This window comes from Luteibacter sp. TLI7-4A (assembly GCF_056754745.1).
Genome location: NZ_JBPGWO010000001.1, coordinates 2,778,703 through 2,797,619 on the forward strand (window position 1 = coordinate 2,778,703; position 18,917 = coordinate 2,797,619).

The window sequence follows — 18,917 nt, forward strand, 5'->3', positions numbered from 1 at the left end:
CTTTTCAGACCACCTCCACACCCGGCACGCCCGCCATCGCCGTGCCGACGATACGCGCGCGGGGATAGCCCGCCGCCTCGATCCTCGCCAGGATCGCCTGGGCCCGCTCCGCCTTGCATGCCACCAGCAATCCGCCGGACGTCTGCGGGTCGGTCAGCAAGGCACGGCGCCACTCCGGCAGGCCGGAGGGAAGGACGACGCCATCGCCGTAGCTGTTCCAGTTCCGCTTCGACGCACCGGTGATGAAGCCGGCCTGGGCCAGTGCCTCGGCCTGGTCCAGGAGAGGAACACGATCGTCGTCGATCCGGACCCGCAAGCCACTGCCACGCGCCAGCTCCAGCGCGTGCCCCAGCAGGCCGAAGCCGGTGACGTCGGTGATCGCATGCACGTCGCCGTCCTGCGCCAGCTCATGGCCGACGCGGTTGAGCAACGTGGTGGACGCCAGCATTTCCGCGTACGCGTCTTCCGGCAAAGCCTGCTTCTTGAACGCCGCCGAGTAGATACCGACGCCGATGCCCTTGGTCAGGATCAGCACGTCGCCCGCTTGCGCGCCCGTGTTGCGGCGCACGTTGGCGGGAGTGCACAAGCCGATCGCCGCGAGCCCGTAGATCGGCTCGGCCGAGTCGATCGAATGGCCGCCCGCGACAGGGATACCCGCTTCCGCGCAGATGGATTCGCCGCCCGCGAGGATGGCGCGCACGGTGTCGACGTCCAACTTGTCCAACGGCATGCCGAGGATAGCCAGCGCCATGATCGGCTTGCCACCCATCGCGTACACGTCGGAAAGCGCATTGGCTGCGGCGATGCGGCCGAAATCGTAGGGATCGTCGACCACCGGCATGAAGAAATCGGTGGTGGCGATCACGCAGGTGCGTTCGTCCACCTGCCACACCGCGGCGTCGTCGCTGGATTCGGTGCCGACCAGCAGTTGCGCGAACGGCATCGCCGACGGCTTGTCGGCCAGCAATTGTCGAAGCACGGATGGCGCGAGCTTGCAGCCGCAGCCGCCACCGTGGGCGAGTTCGGTCAATCGGACGGAGGTCATGGCGGATCCTGCGAAAGTCCCGTGGGTGCGACCGCGAAGTCACGTAGAGCATAGCGAAGCCACCGGAGCTTGAAGTATCTTCCAGCGAAAGTCTTGCCCCTCCGCAGCGCATCGGGCCTGCGGCTCCCGGCCGGCAACGTCGTGCCCTGTAGGGCCGTCATGTCACATCCTGTTCGGAGGGGTCTATGACCGTCGCTTTGCAGAAAGCGCGCACCGTGCGCTGGTCGGTATTGTTATTCCTGGCTGTCGCCGGCCTGTTCTACGTGAAGTGGTACCCGTACTACGGGCGCGCATTCGTGGCCGCGGATCAGCATTCCATCGGTCATTCGATCCTCATGGGCGACCAGGCCAGCGCGCCGGCACCTTCCTGGAACGCGGCGATCGACTACGCACTGGCCTACGGCAAGGCCATCTGGAAGGCGATGGTGCTGGGCCTGTTGCTGGGGTCCGGTGTCCAGGCGCTGCTGCCGGTGAACTGGGTGCGGCGCACCTTGGGCGACCGTGGTTTCGGCAGTACCCTCGCGGGCGGCTTGCTGGGCGTACCCGGCATGATGTGCACCTGCTGCGCGGCGCCGGTGGTGGTGGGCCTGCGCAAGCACCAGGCCTCGCCGGGCGCCTCGATCGCGTTCTGGCTGGGTAACACGATGCTGAACCCGGCGACCCTGGTCTTCACCGGCTTCGTCCTCGGCTGGCACTGGACCGCGCTGCGCATGGTGCTGGGCGTGCCGATGGTCTTCGGGCTCGGCTACCTCGCCAACCGCCTGTCCGGCCTGGAACCGTCCACGGCCACCGTCGCGCCGATCGCCGAAACCGAGCCTGGGTCCCTGACGGAGGTGGGCAAACGCTGGGTGCGGATTTTCACCACGATGACGCTGCGGCTCATCCCGGAATACCTCGCGATCGTCTTGCTGCTGGGCGCGGCGCGCGCGTGGATGTTCCCGCATATCGGTCCGGACATCGGCGAGCACTGGTACTGGATCGCCGCGTTCGCCGTGGCGGGGATGCTCTTCGTGATTCCCACCGCCGGCGAGGTACCCATCGTGCAGGCGATGCTCGCGCTGGGCATGGGCGGCGGCCCGGCCGCGGCCCTGCTGATGACCCTGCCCCCGGTGAGCCTGCCCTCGCTGGCGATGCTGGGCCGGTCACTTCCGGTGCGCTTGCTGGTGGTGGTCGCCGTGGCGGTGGTCGGCTTCGGCATCCTCGCCGGGGTGCTGGCGGCCATGCTCGGGATGCATTGAGCGAATCGTGTAAAATCAATGCCATGCGCATCGGTCCCTACACCATCGCACCGGCCGTGGTGCTCGCGCCCATGGCCGGCGTCACCGATAAACCCTTCCGTCTCCTGTGCAAGCGCCTGGGGGCCGGCCTGGCCGTGTCCGAAATGACCACGGCCGATCCGCGCCTGTGGAACACGACCAAGTCGCTGCGCCGGATGGACCACGAGGGCGAACCGGAGCCGGTGAGCGTGCAGATCGCCGGCTACGACCCCGGCATGCTGGCCGAGGCGGCGAAGTACAACGCGGATAACGGCGCGCAGATCGTCGACATCAACATGGGTTGCCCGGCGAAGAAGGTCTGCAACGTCTGGTCGGGTTCCGCCCTGCTCCAGGACGAACCGCTGGTCGCGCGCATCGTGCAAGCGGTGGTGAAGGCGGTGGATGTGCCGGTCACGCTGAAGATTCGCACCGGCTGGGACCGCGAACACCGCAACGCGCTGAACATCGCCCGCATCGCCGAGGACGCCGGCATCGCCGCGCTGGCCGTGCACGGCCGCACGCGCGCGGACAAGTACGAAGGCGACGCCGAGTACGCCACCATCGCCGCCGTGAAAACGAGCGTCTCGATCCCCGTCCTCGCCAACGGCGACATCGTCGATCCGGCGAAAGCGCGCGAGGTACTGCGTGTCACCGGCGCGGATGCCGTGATGGTCGGCCGTGGCGCGCAAGGACGCCCGTGGATCTTCCGCGAGATCGCGCATCATCTCGATACCGGCGGGTTCCTGCCGGAACCGACGCCTGGCGAAGTCCGCGACATCCTCGTCGGCCACCTCGAACACCTGTACGCGTTCTACGGCGAGCGGATGGGCGTACGCATCGCGCGCAAGCACCTGGGTTGGTACGCCAAGGACCGCCCCGAGAACGCGGCTTTCCGCCACGTCGTCAACCAGGCCGAAGACGCCATCACCCAGCTGCGCCTGACCCGCGAGTACTTCGACGCCCTGGAAGCCGGCGTGTCGCTCGCCGCCTAGGCCAACCTCCCCGTTCGCCCCGTACCTTGGTTTTATTGCTCCTTTTGGTGCGGCGTAGAATGATGCGGACATGAGTGAAAACACTATCCCCGGAGTCGACGACTACGATGGCCCCGCGGGCGGTTGGGGCGCGCTCGGCGCCGTCGCCCGTGCGCTCAGCGGGCAGATGGCCATCGCCCGCGAGTCCATCGCCCTGCACAAGGTGAACCAGCCGCAAGGCTTCGACTGTCCGGGTTGCGCCTGGCCCGACCCCAAGGAGACTTCCTCCTTCGAGTTCTGCGAGAACGGCGCGAAGGCGGTGTCCTGGGAGGCCACGGCCAAGCGCGTGCGGCCCGAGTTCTTCGCCAGGAATACGGTGGCCGACCTGTGGAAACTGTCCAACTACACGCTTGAAGGCCTGGGGCGGATCACCCATCCCATGGCGTACGACCGCGCCAGCGACACTTATCGTCCGATCGCGTGGGAAGAAGCGTTCCAGCGCATCGGCGCGGCGCTGCGTGCGTTGCCGGACCCGAACATGGCCGAGTTCTATACCTCGGGCCGCGCCTCCAACGAAGCCGCTTTCCTGTACCAGCTGTTCGTCCGTGAGTTCGGTACGAACAATTTCCCCGATTGTTCGAACATGTGCCACGAGGCCACCAGCGTAGGCCTGCCGCAGTCGATCGGGGTCGGCAAGGGCACGGTGGTGCTCGAGGATTTCGAACACTGCGATGCGATCTTCTGCATCGGCCATAACCCCGGCACGAACCACCCGCGCATGCTGTCGACCTTGCGCGAAGCCTCGCTGCGCGGCGTGCCCATCGTGGTGCTCAATCCCCTGCCCGAGCGAGGCCTGGAACGGTTCACGTCACCGCAGCATCCCGTGGAAATGCTCACCGGCAAGTCCACGCGCATCGCTTCCACCTATTACAAGCTGAAGATCGGCGGCGATGTCGCCGTGCTGAAGGGCATGATGAAGGCCGTGCTCACGGCCGACGAACGCACTGTCGCGGCTGGCATGCCTCGCATCATCGACCATGCATTCATCGAGGCCCACACGAGCGGTTTCGAAGCTCTCGTGGAGGATGTCGCGAACACCTCCTGGGAAGCGATCGAGCGGGCCTCGGGGCTCACCCGCGCACAGGTCGAAGACGCGGCGGACATATACGCCAAGGCCAAGAACGTCATCGTCTGCTACGGCATGGGCATCACCCAGCACGTGCACGGCACGGAGAACGTGCAGCAGATCGCCAACCTGTTGCTCCTGCGCGGTAACATCGGCCGCCGCGGCGCGGGCATCTGCCCGCTGCGTGGCCATAGCAACGTGCAGGGCGACCGCACGGTGGGCATCACCGAGAAGCCGACCGATGCGCTGAACGACGGCATCCGCGCCACCTACGGCTTCGAACCACCCACGGCGCATGGCCACGACGCCGTCGCCGCCGTCATCGCGATCCGCGAAGGCCGCTCGAAAGCCCTCGTCGCCCTCGGTGGCAACCTCGCCGCGGCGATGCCGGACACGACGGAGACCTTCGAGGCGATGGCGAAGCTGGACCTCGCCGTGCATATCGCCACGAAGCTCAACCGATCGCACCTCATCCTGGCGAAGGAATCGTTCATCCTGCCTTGCCTGGGCAGGACGGAACTGGACGTGCAGGCCACCGGCCCGCAGTCGGTCACCGTGGAAGACTCGATGTCGATGGTGCATGCGTCCGCCGGCACGCTGGCCCCGGCTTCGGAACACCTGCGTTCCGAACCGTGGATCATCGGCGGCATCGCCAAGGCCACCCTGCCTGCCACGCGCGTGGACTGGGACCGGCTCGTGGGTGACTACAACCTCATCCGCGACGACATCGAGAAGGTCTTTCCGATCTTCCGCGACTTCAACAGGCGCGTGAACGTACCGGGCGGATTCCGCCTGCCGGTGGCGGCGAGCGAGCGTGAATGGACCACGTCCGACAGGCGCGCCCGTTTCCTCGTCGCGCGCGGCCTCGATGAAGATCCGCCGCTGGCAACGGATGGCCTCATGCTGACCACCGTCCGTTCGCACGACCAGTACAACACCACGATCTACGGCCTCAACGACCGTTACCGTGGCGTCACCGGGCGGCGCGATGTCGTCTTCATGCATGCCAACGATCTTGCCGCACGCGGGCTCAAGCACGGCGATCGCATCGACATCTTCGCCACCGGCGCCAACATCGCCGATGGCAAGGAGCGCGCGGTACGCGGTTTCGTCGCCGTCGCCTACGACATCGCCGAGGGCTCGGTCGCGATGTACTACCCCGAAGGCAATGCGCTCATCGCGCTGGAAAGCCACGACCGCCGCTCCGGAACGCCGGCGTACAAGTCGGTGCCGGTGAAAATCGAAGCCTCGACCGTACGTACCGCCACCCCGGCCCGACCGAAAGCGGAACATGCCGCCTGAGCGCCGCCCACCCGCCGGATGCGCCACGCGGCCGGTGACGCGGGTCGATCGGGGCCGCCGCGTCGACGATGACGACCGGCTCGCGGAAGAGGTCCCGGTGGCGATGCATTTCGATGGCTCGCCATTCGCGGTGATGATGGCGACGCCGGACGATCTGGAGGATTTCGCGCGGGGTTTCGCGTTGACGGAGGGCAAGGTGGAGACGGTGCTGGAGATCGTCGATATCGAGGTGCGCGAGGTGTTGGAAGGCATCACGGTGGATGTACGCACCGGTGGGAGCCGCTTCAGCGGCGAGGCCAGCTTGCCCGAGCATCCCACCGTCGACGCCAGCTCCATCGCCGACGAAGTCGGCTCCCACAGGGCCCGGCAGCTGCCCGGCCGCAGCGGCTGCGGCATCTGTGGCAGCCGCGAACTCGAGGATGTCGTACGCCATCCCGCACCCGTGGCGGCGGGTCCGGTGGTCGGCGCCGACGCCATCGAGCGCGCCCTCGAATCGCTGCGCGGCATGCAACCCATCAACGCCTTCACCGGCTCCGTGCACGCCGCCGCCTGGGCCACGCCGGATGGCACGATCGTGAAAGTGCGCGAGGACGTCGGCCGGCACAACGCGCTCGACAAACTGATCGGCGCGATGCTCGTCGACGGCAGCGATCCGCGCGACGGCTTCCTCGTGATCACCAGCCGTGCCAGCTACGAAATGGTGACCAAGGCCGCCGTCGCCGGCATGACCCTCGTGGTGGCCATCTCCGCGCCCACGGCGCTCGCCGTGCACCTGGCCGAGGATTGTGGCGTGACCCTGCTCGGCTTCGCCCGCCCGGGTCGATTCAACATCTACAGCCGGCCGGAACGCATCGCCTGAGGTTCAACCCTTGCGTCGGCGCAAACTGTCCTTCACGTCCACATCGAAGCGCACCGTGGTAGCCACCGTGTCGTAGCCGGGGATGTCGAAGACCAGGCCGTCCTTGCTCGGCAGGCGCGACAGCAGGTCGCGCAGCGCCACGCGCGGGACGCCCATGCGCCACTCGTGGGCGTTGCCGGAAAGCGTGCATGCGGGCCCATCGGTGGCGTCGATCGAATAGCGCATGGTGAATGCCTTGCCGAACGCCGTCGAGCCCAGCAGGGCGATATCGTCGAGCAACTCGCCCAGCTCGTCCTCGTCGATGCGGACGCGGACGGTGTCGTCTTCCAGCTGCACTCTCATGCGTTGACCTCGCGCCATTCCTGGGGGGTGTTGCAGTTCAACAGGTACCGTGTATCGATGCCGTCGAGCGGCAGTCTCGCCGTACCGAGCCGCTCCTGCAAGGCGAAGACCGAGCGTTCGCGTCCGCTGAGCGCCATGACACCTGCAAGCGCCTCGCGTGTGGCCGCGTTCATCCTCAGGCGCATCGGCAACGGGTGGCCCTGCCAACTGGCCGCCGCCGGCGAGGATGCGGCAAGCAATGGCCGGAGCACGTCCTCGTGCAACCGCGGCATGTCCACGGGAATCACCAGCCACTCGCCATCCGGGAGTTCGTCGGCCGCGCTCGCGATGCCACCGACGGGACCGGCCTCTGACCAGCGATCGGGGATTCCTCCCACGCGCGCGCCGCTGATCGCCAGCCGTTCCGCGCCCGCGGCACGCAATACCGAGAGGCCGCGTTCGAGCAAGGTGTGGCCTTCGAGACGCATGAGCGCCTTGTCTTCGCCCATGCGGGACGAACGGCCCCCGGCGAGGACGAGTCCGACGATCACGTGGCGTCCGCCGGATCGATCGGCCACGCCTCGGCATCGTCGCCGGTGCCGGCGGTCAGCCAGGTGTTCGCCTGTGCATAGGGAAGGATGCGATACGCCGCCTGCGCATCCGCGAGGTGCGCGACCTGCCTTCCTTGCGCATCGTTCCCGACACGCCCCAACGCGAAATGCCGCATGCCTTCGCGCCCGGCGAATGGCGTCGCCAGCGTCACGCGCGTGGGGCGCTCGGCAGCGAGACCCGCCATGGCGCGCAACACGGGCGCGACGAAGAAGCGATATCCCACCGCCACCGCGATGGGATTGCCGGGCAAGGCGAGTACCAGCGGCCCGCCGTCGAAACGTGCGGCGAGCAACGGCTTGCCCGGCCGGATCGCGACCTTGTGAAAGAGTTCGCGCGCACCGAGCGAAGCCAGTGCGGACGGCACGAAATCGAAGCGCCCCGCGGACACGGCGCCCGTGGTGACGATAAGGTCCGCTCCGGCGTCCCGTGCGTCGCGTACGGCGACATGGAACGCATCGCCCATGTCGGGCACCCGCGCACGCCCCACCGGCTCGACGCCCCAGGAAGCGAGGCTGGCGGCAAGAAACGGTCCATTGGAATCGTGGATGCCTCCCGGCGGCAAGGGACCGGTGGGGTTGAGTTCGCTACCGGTCGCGATGACCGCCACGCGCGGCTGGCGCACGACGTCGACGCGATCGATACCCAATGCGGCGAGCAACATGATCGCCGCGGCGTCGATGCGCCGTCCGCGTTCGAGGGCAAGCGCTCCTTCGCCGATGTCCGCACCGGCATGGCGCACATTCTGCCCGCGGCGCTCGTCGGCAAGGAAACGGACCTCCCCACCCCGCCTTTCGCAGCGTTCCACGGGGACGACGGTGTCGAAGCCCTTCGGCATGCGCGCGCCGGTGGCGATCTCGCAGGCTTCGGCTTCCGGATACGTGTCGATCGTGTCGCCGGCCGCATGCATCGCTGCCACGGCGCGAACGGTTCCGGCGGGGATGGTCTCGCCTCCGGCACGAAGGGCATAGCCATCCATCGCCGCGTTGTCGAACGAGGGAAGCGCCAGCGGGCTGGCCAGGTCGGTGGCGAGGAATCGCCGCCGGGCGGCATCGAGGGCGACCTGCTCCACCTCGAGCGTCCGGACTTCGGCAAGCAGGAGCGCCAGCGCTTCGGGATAGGAAATCATGGGTGAAGCGTAACCCGCCCACGCGCCACCGTGTAGAAGCAAAGGGCGGCCATATGGCCGCCCTTGCCTCACGTCACGCCGAACGGCGTGACTGTTCCTGCGTCGCCGCCGGCCGGTAAGCGTGGAACGCCACCGTGGCCGAGGCGCGGCCCTGGCTCAGCGAACGCAAGGCGGTGCTGTAGCCGTCGAGTTGCGCGAGGGGCACGTCGGCGTCGATCTCCGTGCGTTCCTGGCGGTCGACGAGGTTGACGATCTGCCCGCCACGGCGTTGCAGGTCGCCCAGCACATCGCCCACCGCCGAACCCGGCGCACTCACCGAAACGCGCATCACCGGCTCCAGCAGCACCGTGCCCGTGGCTTCCAGCGCCGATTTCACCGCGATCTGCGCCGCGCGATGGAAGGCGGCCTCGTTCGAGTCCACGGCATGGGCCTGCCCGTCCAGCACGGCGACCGCCGCGCCGACCACGGGATAGCCACGCGGCCCTTCCACCAGTGCCGAGGCGACACCTTTCTCCACCGCCGCCTGGAACTGCCTGGGAATGACGCCGCCCGTGGTGCGGTCCTCGAAGCGGTTGGTCTCCTCGCCGGTCGGCGTGACCGACAGCACCACGCGCGCGAACTGTCCGCTGCCACCGGTCTGCTTGGCGAGCTTGCCCTCCACGGCGCCGGACGCGGCCGCCGGGGTTTCCTGGTAAGCCACGCGCGGCGAACCCGTGCGCACCTGCACACCCCACTCGCGACGCAGGCGCTCCACCATCACTTCCAGGTGAAGTTCGCCCATGCCCCAGACCAGGGTCTCGCCGGTGTCGGGATCGGTGCCAACGCGGAACGACGGGTCCTCCTGCGCGAGGCGGGCGAGACCGTTGCCCAGCTTGAGCAGGTCGGCCGAGCGCTCGGGCGACAGCCGCCACGACAGCACGGCCGGTTGCGCCTGGATGGTCTCCAGCCGCACGCGGCGGTGCGGATCGGACAAGGTCTCGCCCGTGGCCACGTCTTTCCAGCCCGCGATGGCGACGATGTCTCCCGCCTCGGCGGCATCCACGGCCTCCGTGTCTTCCGCGCGCACCACCGCGAGCCGGCCGATACGCTGCACGCGATCGGTACCGCTACGCCACACGGCGTCGCCGACGTTCAACCGGCCCGAATACACGCGGATGAAGGCCAGCGGCCCATGCGCCTGGTTGACCACCTTGAAGACGAGCGCCGCCAACGGCGCGTCCGCATCGGGCGCGACCATCGTGTCGCCTTCGTCGGTGTGGCCAACCACGGCTGGACGATCCAGTGGCGATGGCAGGTACGCGACGAGCGCATCCAGCAGCGGTTCGATACCGACGTTGCGGAACGCCGAGCCCGGAAGTACCGGCGAGCCGGCACCCGCGAGCGTGCCGCGCCGAAGCGCCGCCGTGAGCGCCACCGCATCGACCGGCTGTTCGGCGAGCCAGAGTTCGGCCAGCGTATCGTCACGATCGGCCACGGCGGCCACGAGTTCGGCACGCGCGTCCGCATGCGTCGCGCGCTCGCCGTCCGTCCATGGCTGGACCGTAGGCGTGCCCGCCTCGTCGAAACGCCAGGTGCGTTCCGCCACGAGGTCGACGAGGCCCGTCATGTGTTCGCCTTCGACGATCGGGCGCGCCACCACCCACGGGTTCGCACCGAGCTTGTCGCGCATCTGCCCGACCACCGCGTCGAAGTCCGCACCCGGGCGGTCCATCTTGTTGACGAACGCCATCAACGGCACGCCATGCCGGCGCGCCTGGTGCCAGACGGTTTCGGATTGCGGCTGCACGCCGGCCACGCCGGAGAACACGGTGACCGCGCCGTCGAGCACGCGCAGCGAACGCTCGACCTCGATCGCGAAGTCGATGTGCCCCGGCGTGTCGATCAGGGTCAGGCGATGCGGCTGGCCGCCTTCCGGCGTCCAGTTCGCGCGCACGGCGGCGGCGCCGATCGTGATGCCACGCTCGCGTTCGAGTTCCATATGGTCGGTGGTGGTGGCGCCGTCGTGCACTTCACCGGTGCGATGGATCGTGCCGGTCTTGTAGAGCAGGCGTTCGGTGAGCGTGGTCTTGCCCGCGTCGACGTGCGCGATGATGCCGAGGTTGCGCCAACGGCCGACGGGGATCTGGGTTTCGCGGGTGGTACTCATGGCTAACGGTTCCTGATGGGGTCGCCAGGGGCTCGGATGTCGTCTCGAGCGAGGCACTCCCCGATCCGTTTACCGCCGCCCCTGGCTGAGCGGGACGGTCAGGATCGGGGGTCGCGGCAGTTCTTCATGGCACGCTGCTCCAACGGTGGGTTCGCAAGGGAAAATCGGGACAAAAAAAAGCACCCTTGCGGGTGCTTTCGGTGTTCCTGGCAGCCGGTGCGCCGTCTTACGACGAAGCTCCGCCAGGCACGGAACGCGCGCACCCGCGACGCGCCCATGGGGCGATCGGTGGGACGTGCATCAAATCGTGCTTGCAGCGGAACATGGCTTGGCTCTCGTGACAGGAGGCGAATGCTACGCCCGGGCCGGTTGACCGGCAAGGCGCGCCGTCTTCGCGTTGGACTCCAAGTTAGGGACGCCCGGGCCGGTTTCAAGGGGAGGCGGCATACCCGCCTTCGCTACCGTGGCGACCACGTTTCACATGACGCGATTGTCATGATCGACGGGGCGCCCGGCATCTACAGTATGTGGCTATACAAATGTCCCGTCCGGACACCGCCCCGTCCACACATGTCTTGGAGCCCCGCATGCGCTACGTCAAACTCGGCCGTACCGGCCTGGACATCTCTCCCCTGGTCCTCGGCTGCATGACCTACGGGGTGCCCGATCGCGGCAACCACGCCTGGACGCTCGACGAGGAACAGAGCCGCCCCTTCATCCGCAAGGCGCTCGACCTCGGGATCAATTTCTTCGATACCGCGAATGCGTATTCCGACGGCACCTCCGAGGAAATCGTCGGGCGTGCGCTGAAGGATTTCGCGAGGCGCGACGAAGTCGTGATCGCGACGAAGACGTACTTCCACTGGCGCAAGGGTCCCAACGGTGGCGGTCTTTCGCGCAAGGCGATCTTCCACTCCGTCGACGACAGCCTTCAGCGTCTCGGCACCGATTACATCGACCTTCTGCAGATCCACCGCGCGGATCACGCCACGCCGGTCGAAGAGACGCTCGAAGCGTTGCACGACCTGGTGAAGGCGGGAAAGGTGCGCTACCTCGGCGCGTCGTCGATGTACGCGTGGCAGTTCGCGAAGATGGTCTACACCTCGCGCCTCCACGGCTGGACCGAGTTCGTGAGCATGCAGGACCACTACAACCTGCTGCAACGGGAGGAAGAGCGCGAGATGATTCCGTTCTGCATCGACCAGGACATCGCGGTCATCCCATGGAGCCCACTGGCGCGCGGCCGCCTCACGCGCGACTGGGACGAAACCAGTACCCGCCAGGAGAGCGACGTCTTCGGTAGCACGCTCTACAACGCGACCGCCGATTCGGACAAGGCGATCGTCGCGGCGGTGAAGAAGGTCGCCGAGGGGCGCGGCGTACCGCGTGCACAGGTGGCCTTGTCCTGGGTGGCCCATTGCGAAGGCATCACCGCGCCGATCGTGGGAGCATCGAAGCCACATCATCTCGACGATGCCGTGGCGGCGATCGATCTCGTGCTGAGCCCGGAGGAGACGGCGATGCTGGAAGCCGCCTACGGTCCCCATCCGATCGAAGGCTTTGAATAGACATCCGCGGCCGCCGCGTGGCGACCTCGGGGGCGCTTCTGAATAGAGGTGCCCTCCTTCGCATTGACTTTGGACGTCCAGAGGGCTAATTTCCCGCTCGTTAGCGGTCTTTATCTCTCTATTCGAATAGGAAGATAAAGCTAAGAGGGAAGCCGGTGGGAATCCGGCGCTGCCCCGCAGCGGTATGTGGAGACGAACCCGTCACAGGCACTGGATCGATGGCGATCCGGGAAGCGATGGGGGAGGAGGCGCCTCGGCGCCACATCCACGAGCCCGAAGACCTGCCGCCAGCCGGAGCGACGCGCCGTCATGGGTGCGCCGCTCCGTCCGGCCTGGGCCGTCGCCTCCTCCCGGGGCATGGCCCGGTTCGCCCGCGGGGGCGAAGGTCGACGGCAAACCCTCATGACCCAGGCATCGCCCAAGGGGTTTACTCCGGCGACGTCCGTGTCATGCGACGAGCCGCCCTTCCCTCCTCTTTCTTGCGAAGAGGAACACTCATGCCACACGTCACCTACCCCGGTTTTCCCCGTATCGGCCGCCGCCGTGAGTTGAAGCGCGCGCTCGAAGCCCATTGGAAGGGAAACATCGGCTCCGAGGAACTGCTCGATATCGCCCGTGAATTGCGCTCGCGGCACTGGGCGCTCGCCCGGGACGCGGGTGCCGACAGCGTTTCGGTGAACGATTTTTCGCTCTACGACCACGTGCTCGATGCCGCGGTCATGGTGGACGCCATTCCGGAACGCTACCGACCGCTTTACGACATCGATCCGCTGGCCGGCTACTTCGCCATGGCACGCGGCAGGCAGGACGATCGCTTCGACCTGCCCGCGCTGGAAATGACCAAGTGGTTCGACACCAACTACCACTACATCGTCCCCGAGGTATCGGCGGGCCAGACGTTCGCCGCCCGGCCCGGCAAGGTCGTGGACGAATATCGCGAAGCGGTCGCGGCGGGACACGTCGCACGCCCGGTGCTGCTCGGCCCGATCACCTTCCTGTGCCTCGCCAAGGCGGTCGATGGCAGCGACCCGCTGGCACTACTCGATGCGCTCCTTCCCGCCTGGGTCGGCGTGCTCGACGCCCTTGCCGACGCAGGCGCCGGGTGGGTGCAGGTGGACGAGCCCGTGCTGGCGCTCGATCTCGACGATGCGACGCGCGAAGCCTTTCGCCATGCCTATGCGTGGGTCGCCACGCGGTCACGGGTACGGGTGCTGGTCGCGACCTACTTCGGTTCACTCGACGGCAATCTCGAACTCGCCATGTCGCTGCCCGTCGCCGGCCTGCACGTCGACCTCGCACGTGCGCCGGAGCAACTCGACGCGGTGCTCGACGCGCTGCCGGCCGACCGCGTCCTCTCGGCGGGTGTTCTCGATGGACGCAACATCTGGCTGAGCGACCCCTCGATCATCCTTCCTCGCGTGCAGGCGCTACGCGATCGCCTTGGCAACGGGCGCTTGTGGCTGTCGACGTCGTGCTCCTTGCTGCACGTGCCGCTGGATGCCGGCGAGGAAAAGCGCCTGCCCGGAAATCTCGCGACGTGGTTGTCGTTCGCGCGGCAGAAAATCGCCGAGCTGCGCCACTACGCCGACGCCGTCCAGGGCGATGCAGTCGCCCGGGAAGCGCTCGCGCGCCAGCGCATACTGATCGCCGGGCGACAGGCCGCGCCGGGGGTCGTGCGTGACGAGGTACGCAAACGCGTTCGCCAGCTCACGGCGCAGTTCGGCCGGCGCCGCTCGGCGTACCCGTTCCGCGCCGCCGTACAGCGTGAGCGGTTCGGCTTGCCCGACCTGCCGACGACGACCATCGGCTCGTTCCCGCAGACGGCGACCCTTCGTGTCGCCCGCGCCGCGCACCGCGCAGGCAAGCTGGACGACGAGGCATATACCGCCATCCTGCGCGATGAAGTGCGCCGTGCCGTGGCGTTCCAGGAGGAGGCCGGTATCGACGTGCTCGTCCATGGCGAGCCCGAGCGCAACGACATGGTCGAGTATTTCGGTGAACAGCTCGACGGCTACGCCTTTACGTCGTTCGGCTGGGTGCAGAGCTACGGCTCGCGCTGCGTGAAACCACCGATCGTCTATGGCGACGTGGCACGACCCGCGCCCATGACCGTGGCCTGGTCCGCGTTCGCGCAATCGCTGACGAAAAAACCGATGAAGGGCATGCTCACCGGTCCGGTGACGATGCTGCAATGGTCGTTCGTGCGCGACGATCTGCCCCGCGCGGACGTCTGCCGGCAGATCGCGCTCGCCTTGCGCGACGAGGTGCACGATCTCGAAAGAGCGGGCATCGGCATCGTGCAGATCGACGAACCCGCCTTGCGCGAAGGCCTGCCGCTGCGTCGTGCCGAGTGGAATGGCTATCTCGCGTGGGCGGTGGAGGCGTTCCGCATCACCGCCGGCGGCGTCAGTGACGCGACCCAGGTGCACACCCACATGTGCTACTCGGAGTTCAACGACATCATCGAGGCGGTCGCGGCCATGGATGCCGACGTGATTTCCATCGAAACCAGCCGCTCGCGAATGGCGTTGCTCGATGCCTTCACACGGTTCCAGTACCCGAACGGCATCGGCCCCGGTGTCTACGACATCCACTCCCCTCGGGTTCCCGCCGAGGGCGAAATGGCCGGCCTGCTTGCCCGCGCGTTGCAGGTATTGCGTCCCGACCAGCTCTGGGTGAACCCCGATTGCGGCCTGAAGACCCGTGACTGGCCCGAGGTCGCCGCGGCGCTGAAGACCATGGTCGCGGTGGCGAAGGCGGCGCGCCAGCGGTTGGGGGCGGCGGCCTGACCCACCGTGGGCCGGTGGGCGCGCTCTGCTGAACATCCATGCAATCGTCACTCCCGGGCGCTACCCTTCCCCCTGCAAACCGGCCCGGAGGCGTGTATCATGGCGCGCCCTTTATCTCTTTATCCGTAAAGAAGGATATATCCCCGCGATGAGCAACTACCTCTTCACCTCCGAGTCGGTCTCCGAAGGCCATCCGGACAAGATCGCCGACCAGATCTCCGACGCCGTTCTGGACGCTATCCTGGCCCAGGACCCGCGCGCTCGCGTGGCCTGCGAGACGCTGGTGAAGACCGGCGTCGCCATCGTCGCGGGCGAGATCACCACCAGCGCGTGGATCGACCTCGAGGCGCTGACCCGCAAGGTCATCCTCGACATCGGCTACGACAGCTCCGAAGTCGGGTTCGACGGCGAGACCTGCGGCGTGCTGAACCTGATCGGCAAGCAGTCCCCGGACATCAACCAGGGCGTCGACCGCAAGAAGCCGGAAGAACAGGGCGCGGGCGACCAGGGCCTGATGTTCGGCTACGCCACGAACGAGACCAGCGAATACATGCCGGCGGCGATCCACTACGCGCATCGCCTCGTCGAGCAGCAGACCAAGGTCCGCAAGAAGAAGAACTCGCCGCTGCCGTGGCTGCGCCCAGATGCCAAGAGCCAGGTCACCCTGCGCTACGAGAACGGCGAGGCCGTCGCCATCGACGCTGTCGTGCTGTCGACCCAGCACGATCCGGACGTGAAGCAGAAGGACCTGATCGAAGGCGTGCGTGAGTTGATCCTGAAGCCGGTGCTGCCGGCGAAGCTCCTGCACAAGGGCACCAAGTTCCACATCAACCCGACCGGCAAGTTCGTCATCGGTGGCCCGGTGGGCGACTGCGGCCTGACCGGGCGCAAGATCATCGTCGACACCTACGGCGGCTGGGCCCGTCACGGCGGTGGCGCGTTCTCGGGCAAGGACCCGTCCAAGGTCGACCGTTCGGCCGCCTATGCGGCCCGCTATGTCGCCAAGAACATCGTCGCCGCCGGCCTCGCCGACCGTTGCGAGATCCAGGTCAGCTACGCCATCGGCGTGGCCGAGCCCACCTCGATCTCGGTGACCACCTTCGGCACCGGCAAGATTCCCGACGAGAAGATCGAGAAGCTGATCCGCAAGCACTTCGACCTGCGTCCGTACGGCATCATCAAGATGCTCGACCTGGTCCACCCGATGTACCAGCCGACCGCGTCGAACGGCCACTTCGGCCGCAAGCCCTACGAGATCACCGACAAGAACGGCAACACGTTCACGGCGTTCTCCTGGGAGAAGACCGACAAGGCCGACGTCCTGCGCGATGCCGCCGGACTCGGCGCGACGGTCGCCCGCCGCAAGTAAGCGGCGCTTCCGGCAAGGCATGAGAACGGGCGCCCACGGCGCCCGTTTTCTTTTGCGAAGCGCACCTCTGGTGAAAGCCTCCTTTCGTAAAAGCCTCCTTTGGTGGGTCCCCCTTTGGTGGAAGCCCCCCTTTGGTGGAAACCCGCCCCTTGGGAAGAACCAGCCTTTTGTGGGAGCCGACCTTGTCGGCGATGGGTGCTTCCAAAACCTGCCCGCTGCCGCGGGATCGCCGGCAAAGCCGGCTCCCACAAAACCCTGGCCCACGAAAGCCCTGGCTCCGTAAGGCCTGGCCCCATAAGGCTGGGCCCATAAGGATCCGGGTAACCCTTCCCTCGCTGGCCGGCAGGCTTCCGTTTCCGCATCGGTCACGGTCATTTCATGGCCGGGATGCGACACCTTGGATGTCCCCAGCGGAGAAGCCACCCATGACCCATCGTCCTGTCCGTGCCCTCGCCACCGCCTTCCTCGCCGTGGCGCTGTCCTGTGCCGTTCAAGCCCAGGAAAAAGACACCCTCGGCGGTACCGCCACCGATGCCGGCTTCTTCAAGAACGCGACCGCGTCCGGCATGGCCGAAGTCCAGGCGAGCGAACTCGCCCTGAAGCAAGCGTCATCGGCGAAGGTCAAGGCGTTCGCACAGCGCATGGTCGACGACCATACGAAAGCGCAGGACGAACTCAAGTCACTGAAGATGGGCGACAAGGGCTACCCGATCGCTCATGACCCACTGCCCGACAGCGAAAAGCGCATCGACGCGCTATCGCGTTTGCACGGCGCCGACTTCGATCGCGAATACGCGAAGCTGATGGTCGCCGACCACGAGAAGGCCGTCGCGATCTTCGAGGTGGAGATCGAGAAGGGTTCGAACGACCAGCTGAAGGCTTTCGCGAAGAAGACGTTGCCGACACTGAAGGATCATTTGAAGCGGGCGAAGGCACTTCCCTGATCGTCCCGCCACCATCCTGTGGGAGCCGCTTAAGCGGCCATGCTTTCGCGAGCACCCATCGCCGGCAAAGCCGGCTCCCACAACGAGCGACAGGCACGCCTCGCCGTCCTGTGTGGGAGCCGCTTCAGCGGCGATGCTTTCGCGAGCACCCATCGCCGGCAAAGCCGGCTCCCACAACGAACGACAGGCACGCCTCGCCGTCTTGTGTGGGAGCCGCTTCAGCGGCGATGCTTTCGCGAGCACCCATCGCCGGCAAAGCCGGCTCCCACAACGAACGACAGGCACGCCTCGCCGTCTTGTGTGGGAGCCGCTTCAGCGGCGATGCTTTGGATCAGCCGTTGCGGTTGGAGCCGGAGAGGACATCCACCCAGACGGCCAGGGCCAGGATCACGCCCTTGATGATCATCTGCCATGAATTGTCGACGTCCATCAGCTGCATGCCGCTGTCGAGGCTGGCCATCACCAGGGCACCGATCAGCGCGCCGTAGACGGTGCCGGAGCCGCCGCGCATGGACGTGCCACCGATGAAGCAGGCGGAGATGGCATCCAGTTCGCCGCCGGTACCGGCGGAGGGAGAGCCCGAGCCGGTGCGGGCCACGGTGATGATGCCGGCGAAGGCGCACATCAGGCCCATCAAGGCGAACACCACCAGCTTCACGCGCGCCACGTTGACGCCGGACAGGCGGGTGGCTTCCATGTTGCCGCCGACGGCGTAGATGTGCCGGCCGAACACCGTCTGCGTCGATACATAGGTGAACACGGCGAGCAGGCCGAGCAGGATCATCACCGGGATGGGGATGCCGTTGGCATCGTTGAGAATGCGCACGAAGCCGAAGATGAACGCGCCGATGGCGACCAGTCGGGCGATGTCGACCCACAACGCACCCTGCTGCAGGCCGAGCTTCCCGCGGCGAAGGCGGCGGCGTACCGTCAGGGCGATCATCGCGAGGAAGATCACGGCGCCGATCCAGCGCGACAGTGCCGGCGGAACGAAGCCCTGGCCCAGCGCGATCAGGTCGTCCGGCGCGGGAGCGATGGTCGAACTGCCGGTGATGTAAAGCACGATGCCGCGGAAGGCCAGCATGCCGCCCAGGCCGACGATGAACGAAGGCACCCGCATCTTGGTGACGACGAAGCCGTTGAAGGCACCGATGACGAGGCCGAGCCCGAGCACGGCGAAGATCGCCGGCCACGTGCCCCAGCCCTGGTTCACCGTGAGGATCGCCACCACGCCGCCCAGCAGGCCGAGTTGCGAGCCGATGGAAAGGTCGATCTCGCCGGCGATGATGATGAACACCATGCCGCAGGCGAGCATGCCGGTGATCGCCATCTGCCGGAACAGGTTGGACAGGTTGCCGGGCGTGATGAAGGCCGATTCGGTCTTCAGGTGGAAGAACACCCAGATGATCGCCACCGCGATGAGCAGGGCGAGGATCTTGTAGCGTACGAACAGTTGCTGGACTTTCTGGGCCTGCATGAAGGC

General features: G+C 67.0%; 14 protein-coding genes and 1 riboswitch. Of the genes, 8 read left to right on the plus strand and 6 right to left on the minus strand.

Features of this window, described 5'->3' with window-relative positions; all coding sequences use genetic code 11:
- Nucleotides 1-4: 4 nt before the first annotated feature.
- Nucleotides 5-1,045, minus strand: a complete 1,041-nt coding sequence (gene selD / locus ACR9Y6_RS12330) for a selenide, water dikinase SelD (protein WP_481281543.1) — start codon at nucleotides 1,043-1,045, stop codon at nucleotides 5-7.
- 185 nt (nucleotides 1,046-1,230) lie between these two features.
- Here selD and ACR9Y6_RS12335 point away from each other — a divergent pair, with 185 nt between their 5' ends.
- The 4 genes from ACR9Y6_RS12335 to fdhD all read left to right on the plus strand — a co-directional run bounded on the left by ACR9Y6_RS12335 (nucleotide 1,231) and on the right by fdhD (nucleotide 6,559).
- Nucleotides 1,231-2,283, plus strand: a complete 1,053-nt coding sequence (locus ACR9Y6_RS12335) for a permease (RefSeq protein ID WP_481281544.1) — start codon at nucleotides 1,231-1,233, stop codon at nucleotides 2,281-2,283.
- Nucleotides 2,284-2,306: 23 nt separating this feature from the next.
- Nucleotides 2,307-3,293: a tRNA dihydrouridine synthase DusB gene (gene dusB, locus ACR9Y6_RS12340; RefSeq protein ID WP_481281545.1), complete on the plus strand. Its 987-nt coding sequence runs from the start codon at nucleotides 2,307-2,309 to the stop codon at nucleotides 3,291-3,293.
- Nucleotides 3,294-3,363: 70 nt separating this feature from the next.
- Nucleotides 3,364-5,700: an FdhF/YdeP family oxidoreductase gene (locus tag ACR9Y6_RS12345; protein ID WP_481281546.1), complete on the plus strand. Its 2,337-nt coding sequence runs from the start codon at nucleotides 3,364-3,366 to the stop codon at nucleotides 5,698-5,700.
- Nucleotides 5,690-6,559, plus strand: coding sequence for a formate dehydrogenase accessory sulfurtransferase FdhD (gene fdhD / locus ACR9Y6_RS12350; RefSeq protein ID WP_481281547.1), 870 nt, complete (start codon nucleotides 5,690-5,692; stop codon nucleotides 6,557-6,559). The genes ACR9Y6_RS12345 and fdhD overlap by 11 nt, the downstream gene beginning before the upstream one ends.
- A gap of 3 nt (nucleotides 6,560-6,562) precedes the next feature.
- Here the strand turns inward: fdhD and ACR9Y6_RS12355 are convergent, their stop codons facing one another.
- The 4 genes from ACR9Y6_RS12355 to fusA form a co-directional block, all read right to left on the minus strand.
- Nucleotides 6,563-6,901, minus strand: a complete 339-nt coding sequence (locus ACR9Y6_RS12355) for a hypothetical protein (protein ID WP_481281548.1) — start codon at nucleotides 6,899-6,901, stop codon at nucleotides 6,563-6,565.
- Complete coding sequence (gene mobA, locus ACR9Y6_RS12360) at nucleotides 6,898-7,458, minus strand: molybdenum cofactor guanylyltransferase (RefSeq protein WP_481281549.1); 561 nt, start codon at nucleotides 7,456-7,458, stop codon at nucleotides 6,898-6,900. Before mobA ends, ACR9Y6_RS12355 begins: the two co-directional genes overlap by 4 nt.
- Nucleotides 7,428-8,618 (minus strand): molybdopterin molybdotransferase MoeA, encoded by a 1,191-nt coding sequence (locus ACR9Y6_RS12365; protein WP_481281550.1) that lies wholly within the window; start codon nucleotides 8,616-8,618, stop codon nucleotides 7,428-7,430. Before ACR9Y6_RS12365 ends, mobA begins: the two co-directional genes overlap by 31 nt.
- Before the next feature lie 73 nt (nucleotides 8,619-8,691).
- Nucleotides 8,692-10,764 carry an elongation factor G gene (gene fusA, locus ACR9Y6_RS12370; RefSeq protein ID WP_481281551.1) on the minus strand — a complete coding sequence of 691 codons (2,073 nt, stop codon included), beginning with the start codon at nucleotides 10,762-10,764 and terminating at the stop codon, nucleotides 8,692-8,694.
- A gap of 587 nt (nucleotides 10,765-11,351) precedes the next feature.
- Between fusA and ACR9Y6_RS12375 the strand changes: the two genes are divergently transcribed.
- The 4 genes from ACR9Y6_RS12375 (at nucleotide 11,352) to ACR9Y6_RS12390 (ending at nucleotide 17,434) form a co-directional block, all read left to right on the plus strand.
- A complete protein-coding gene (locus ACR9Y6_RS12375; RefSeq protein ID WP_481281552.1) occupies nucleotides 11,352-12,332 on the plus strand; it encodes an aldo/keto reductase in 981 nt (326 codons plus the stop codon).
- A gap of 87 nt (nucleotides 12,333-12,419) precedes the next feature.
- Nucleotides 12,420-12,635, plus strand: a riboswitch (cobalamin riboswitch).
- Nucleotides 12,636-12,829: 194 nt separating this feature from the next.
- Nucleotides 12,830-15,121 (plus strand): 5-methyltetrahydropteroyltriglutamate--homocysteine S-methyltransferase, encoded by a 2,292-nt coding sequence (gene metE / locus ACR9Y6_RS12380; RefSeq protein ID WP_481281553.1) that lies wholly within the window; start codon nucleotides 12,830-12,832, stop codon nucleotides 15,119-15,121.
- Between the two features lie 148 nt (nucleotides 15,122-15,269).
- Nucleotides 15,270-16,490 carry a methionine adenosyltransferase gene (metK, locus tag ACR9Y6_RS12385; protein ID WP_306850936.1) on the plus strand — a complete coding sequence of 407 codons (1,221 nt, stop codon included), beginning with the start codon at nucleotides 15,270-15,272 and terminating at the stop codon, nucleotides 16,488-16,490.
- 425 nt (nucleotides 16,491-16,915) lie between these two features.
- Nucleotides 16,916-17,434 carry a DUF4142 domain-containing protein gene (locus ACR9Y6_RS12390; protein WP_481281554.1) on the plus strand — a complete coding sequence of 173 codons (519 nt, stop codon included), beginning with the start codon at nucleotides 16,916-16,918 and terminating at the stop codon, nucleotides 17,432-17,434.
- Nucleotides 17,435-17,765: 331 nt separating this feature from the next.
- Here ACR9Y6_RS12390 and ACR9Y6_RS12395 read toward each other — a convergent pair whose 3' ends face one another.
- A complete protein-coding gene (locus ACR9Y6_RS12395; RefSeq protein ID WP_481281555.1) occupies nucleotides 17,766-18,911 on the minus strand; it encodes a sugar ABC transporter permease in 1,146 nt (381 codons plus the stop codon).
- Nucleotides 18,912-18,917 lie beyond the last annotated feature (6 nt).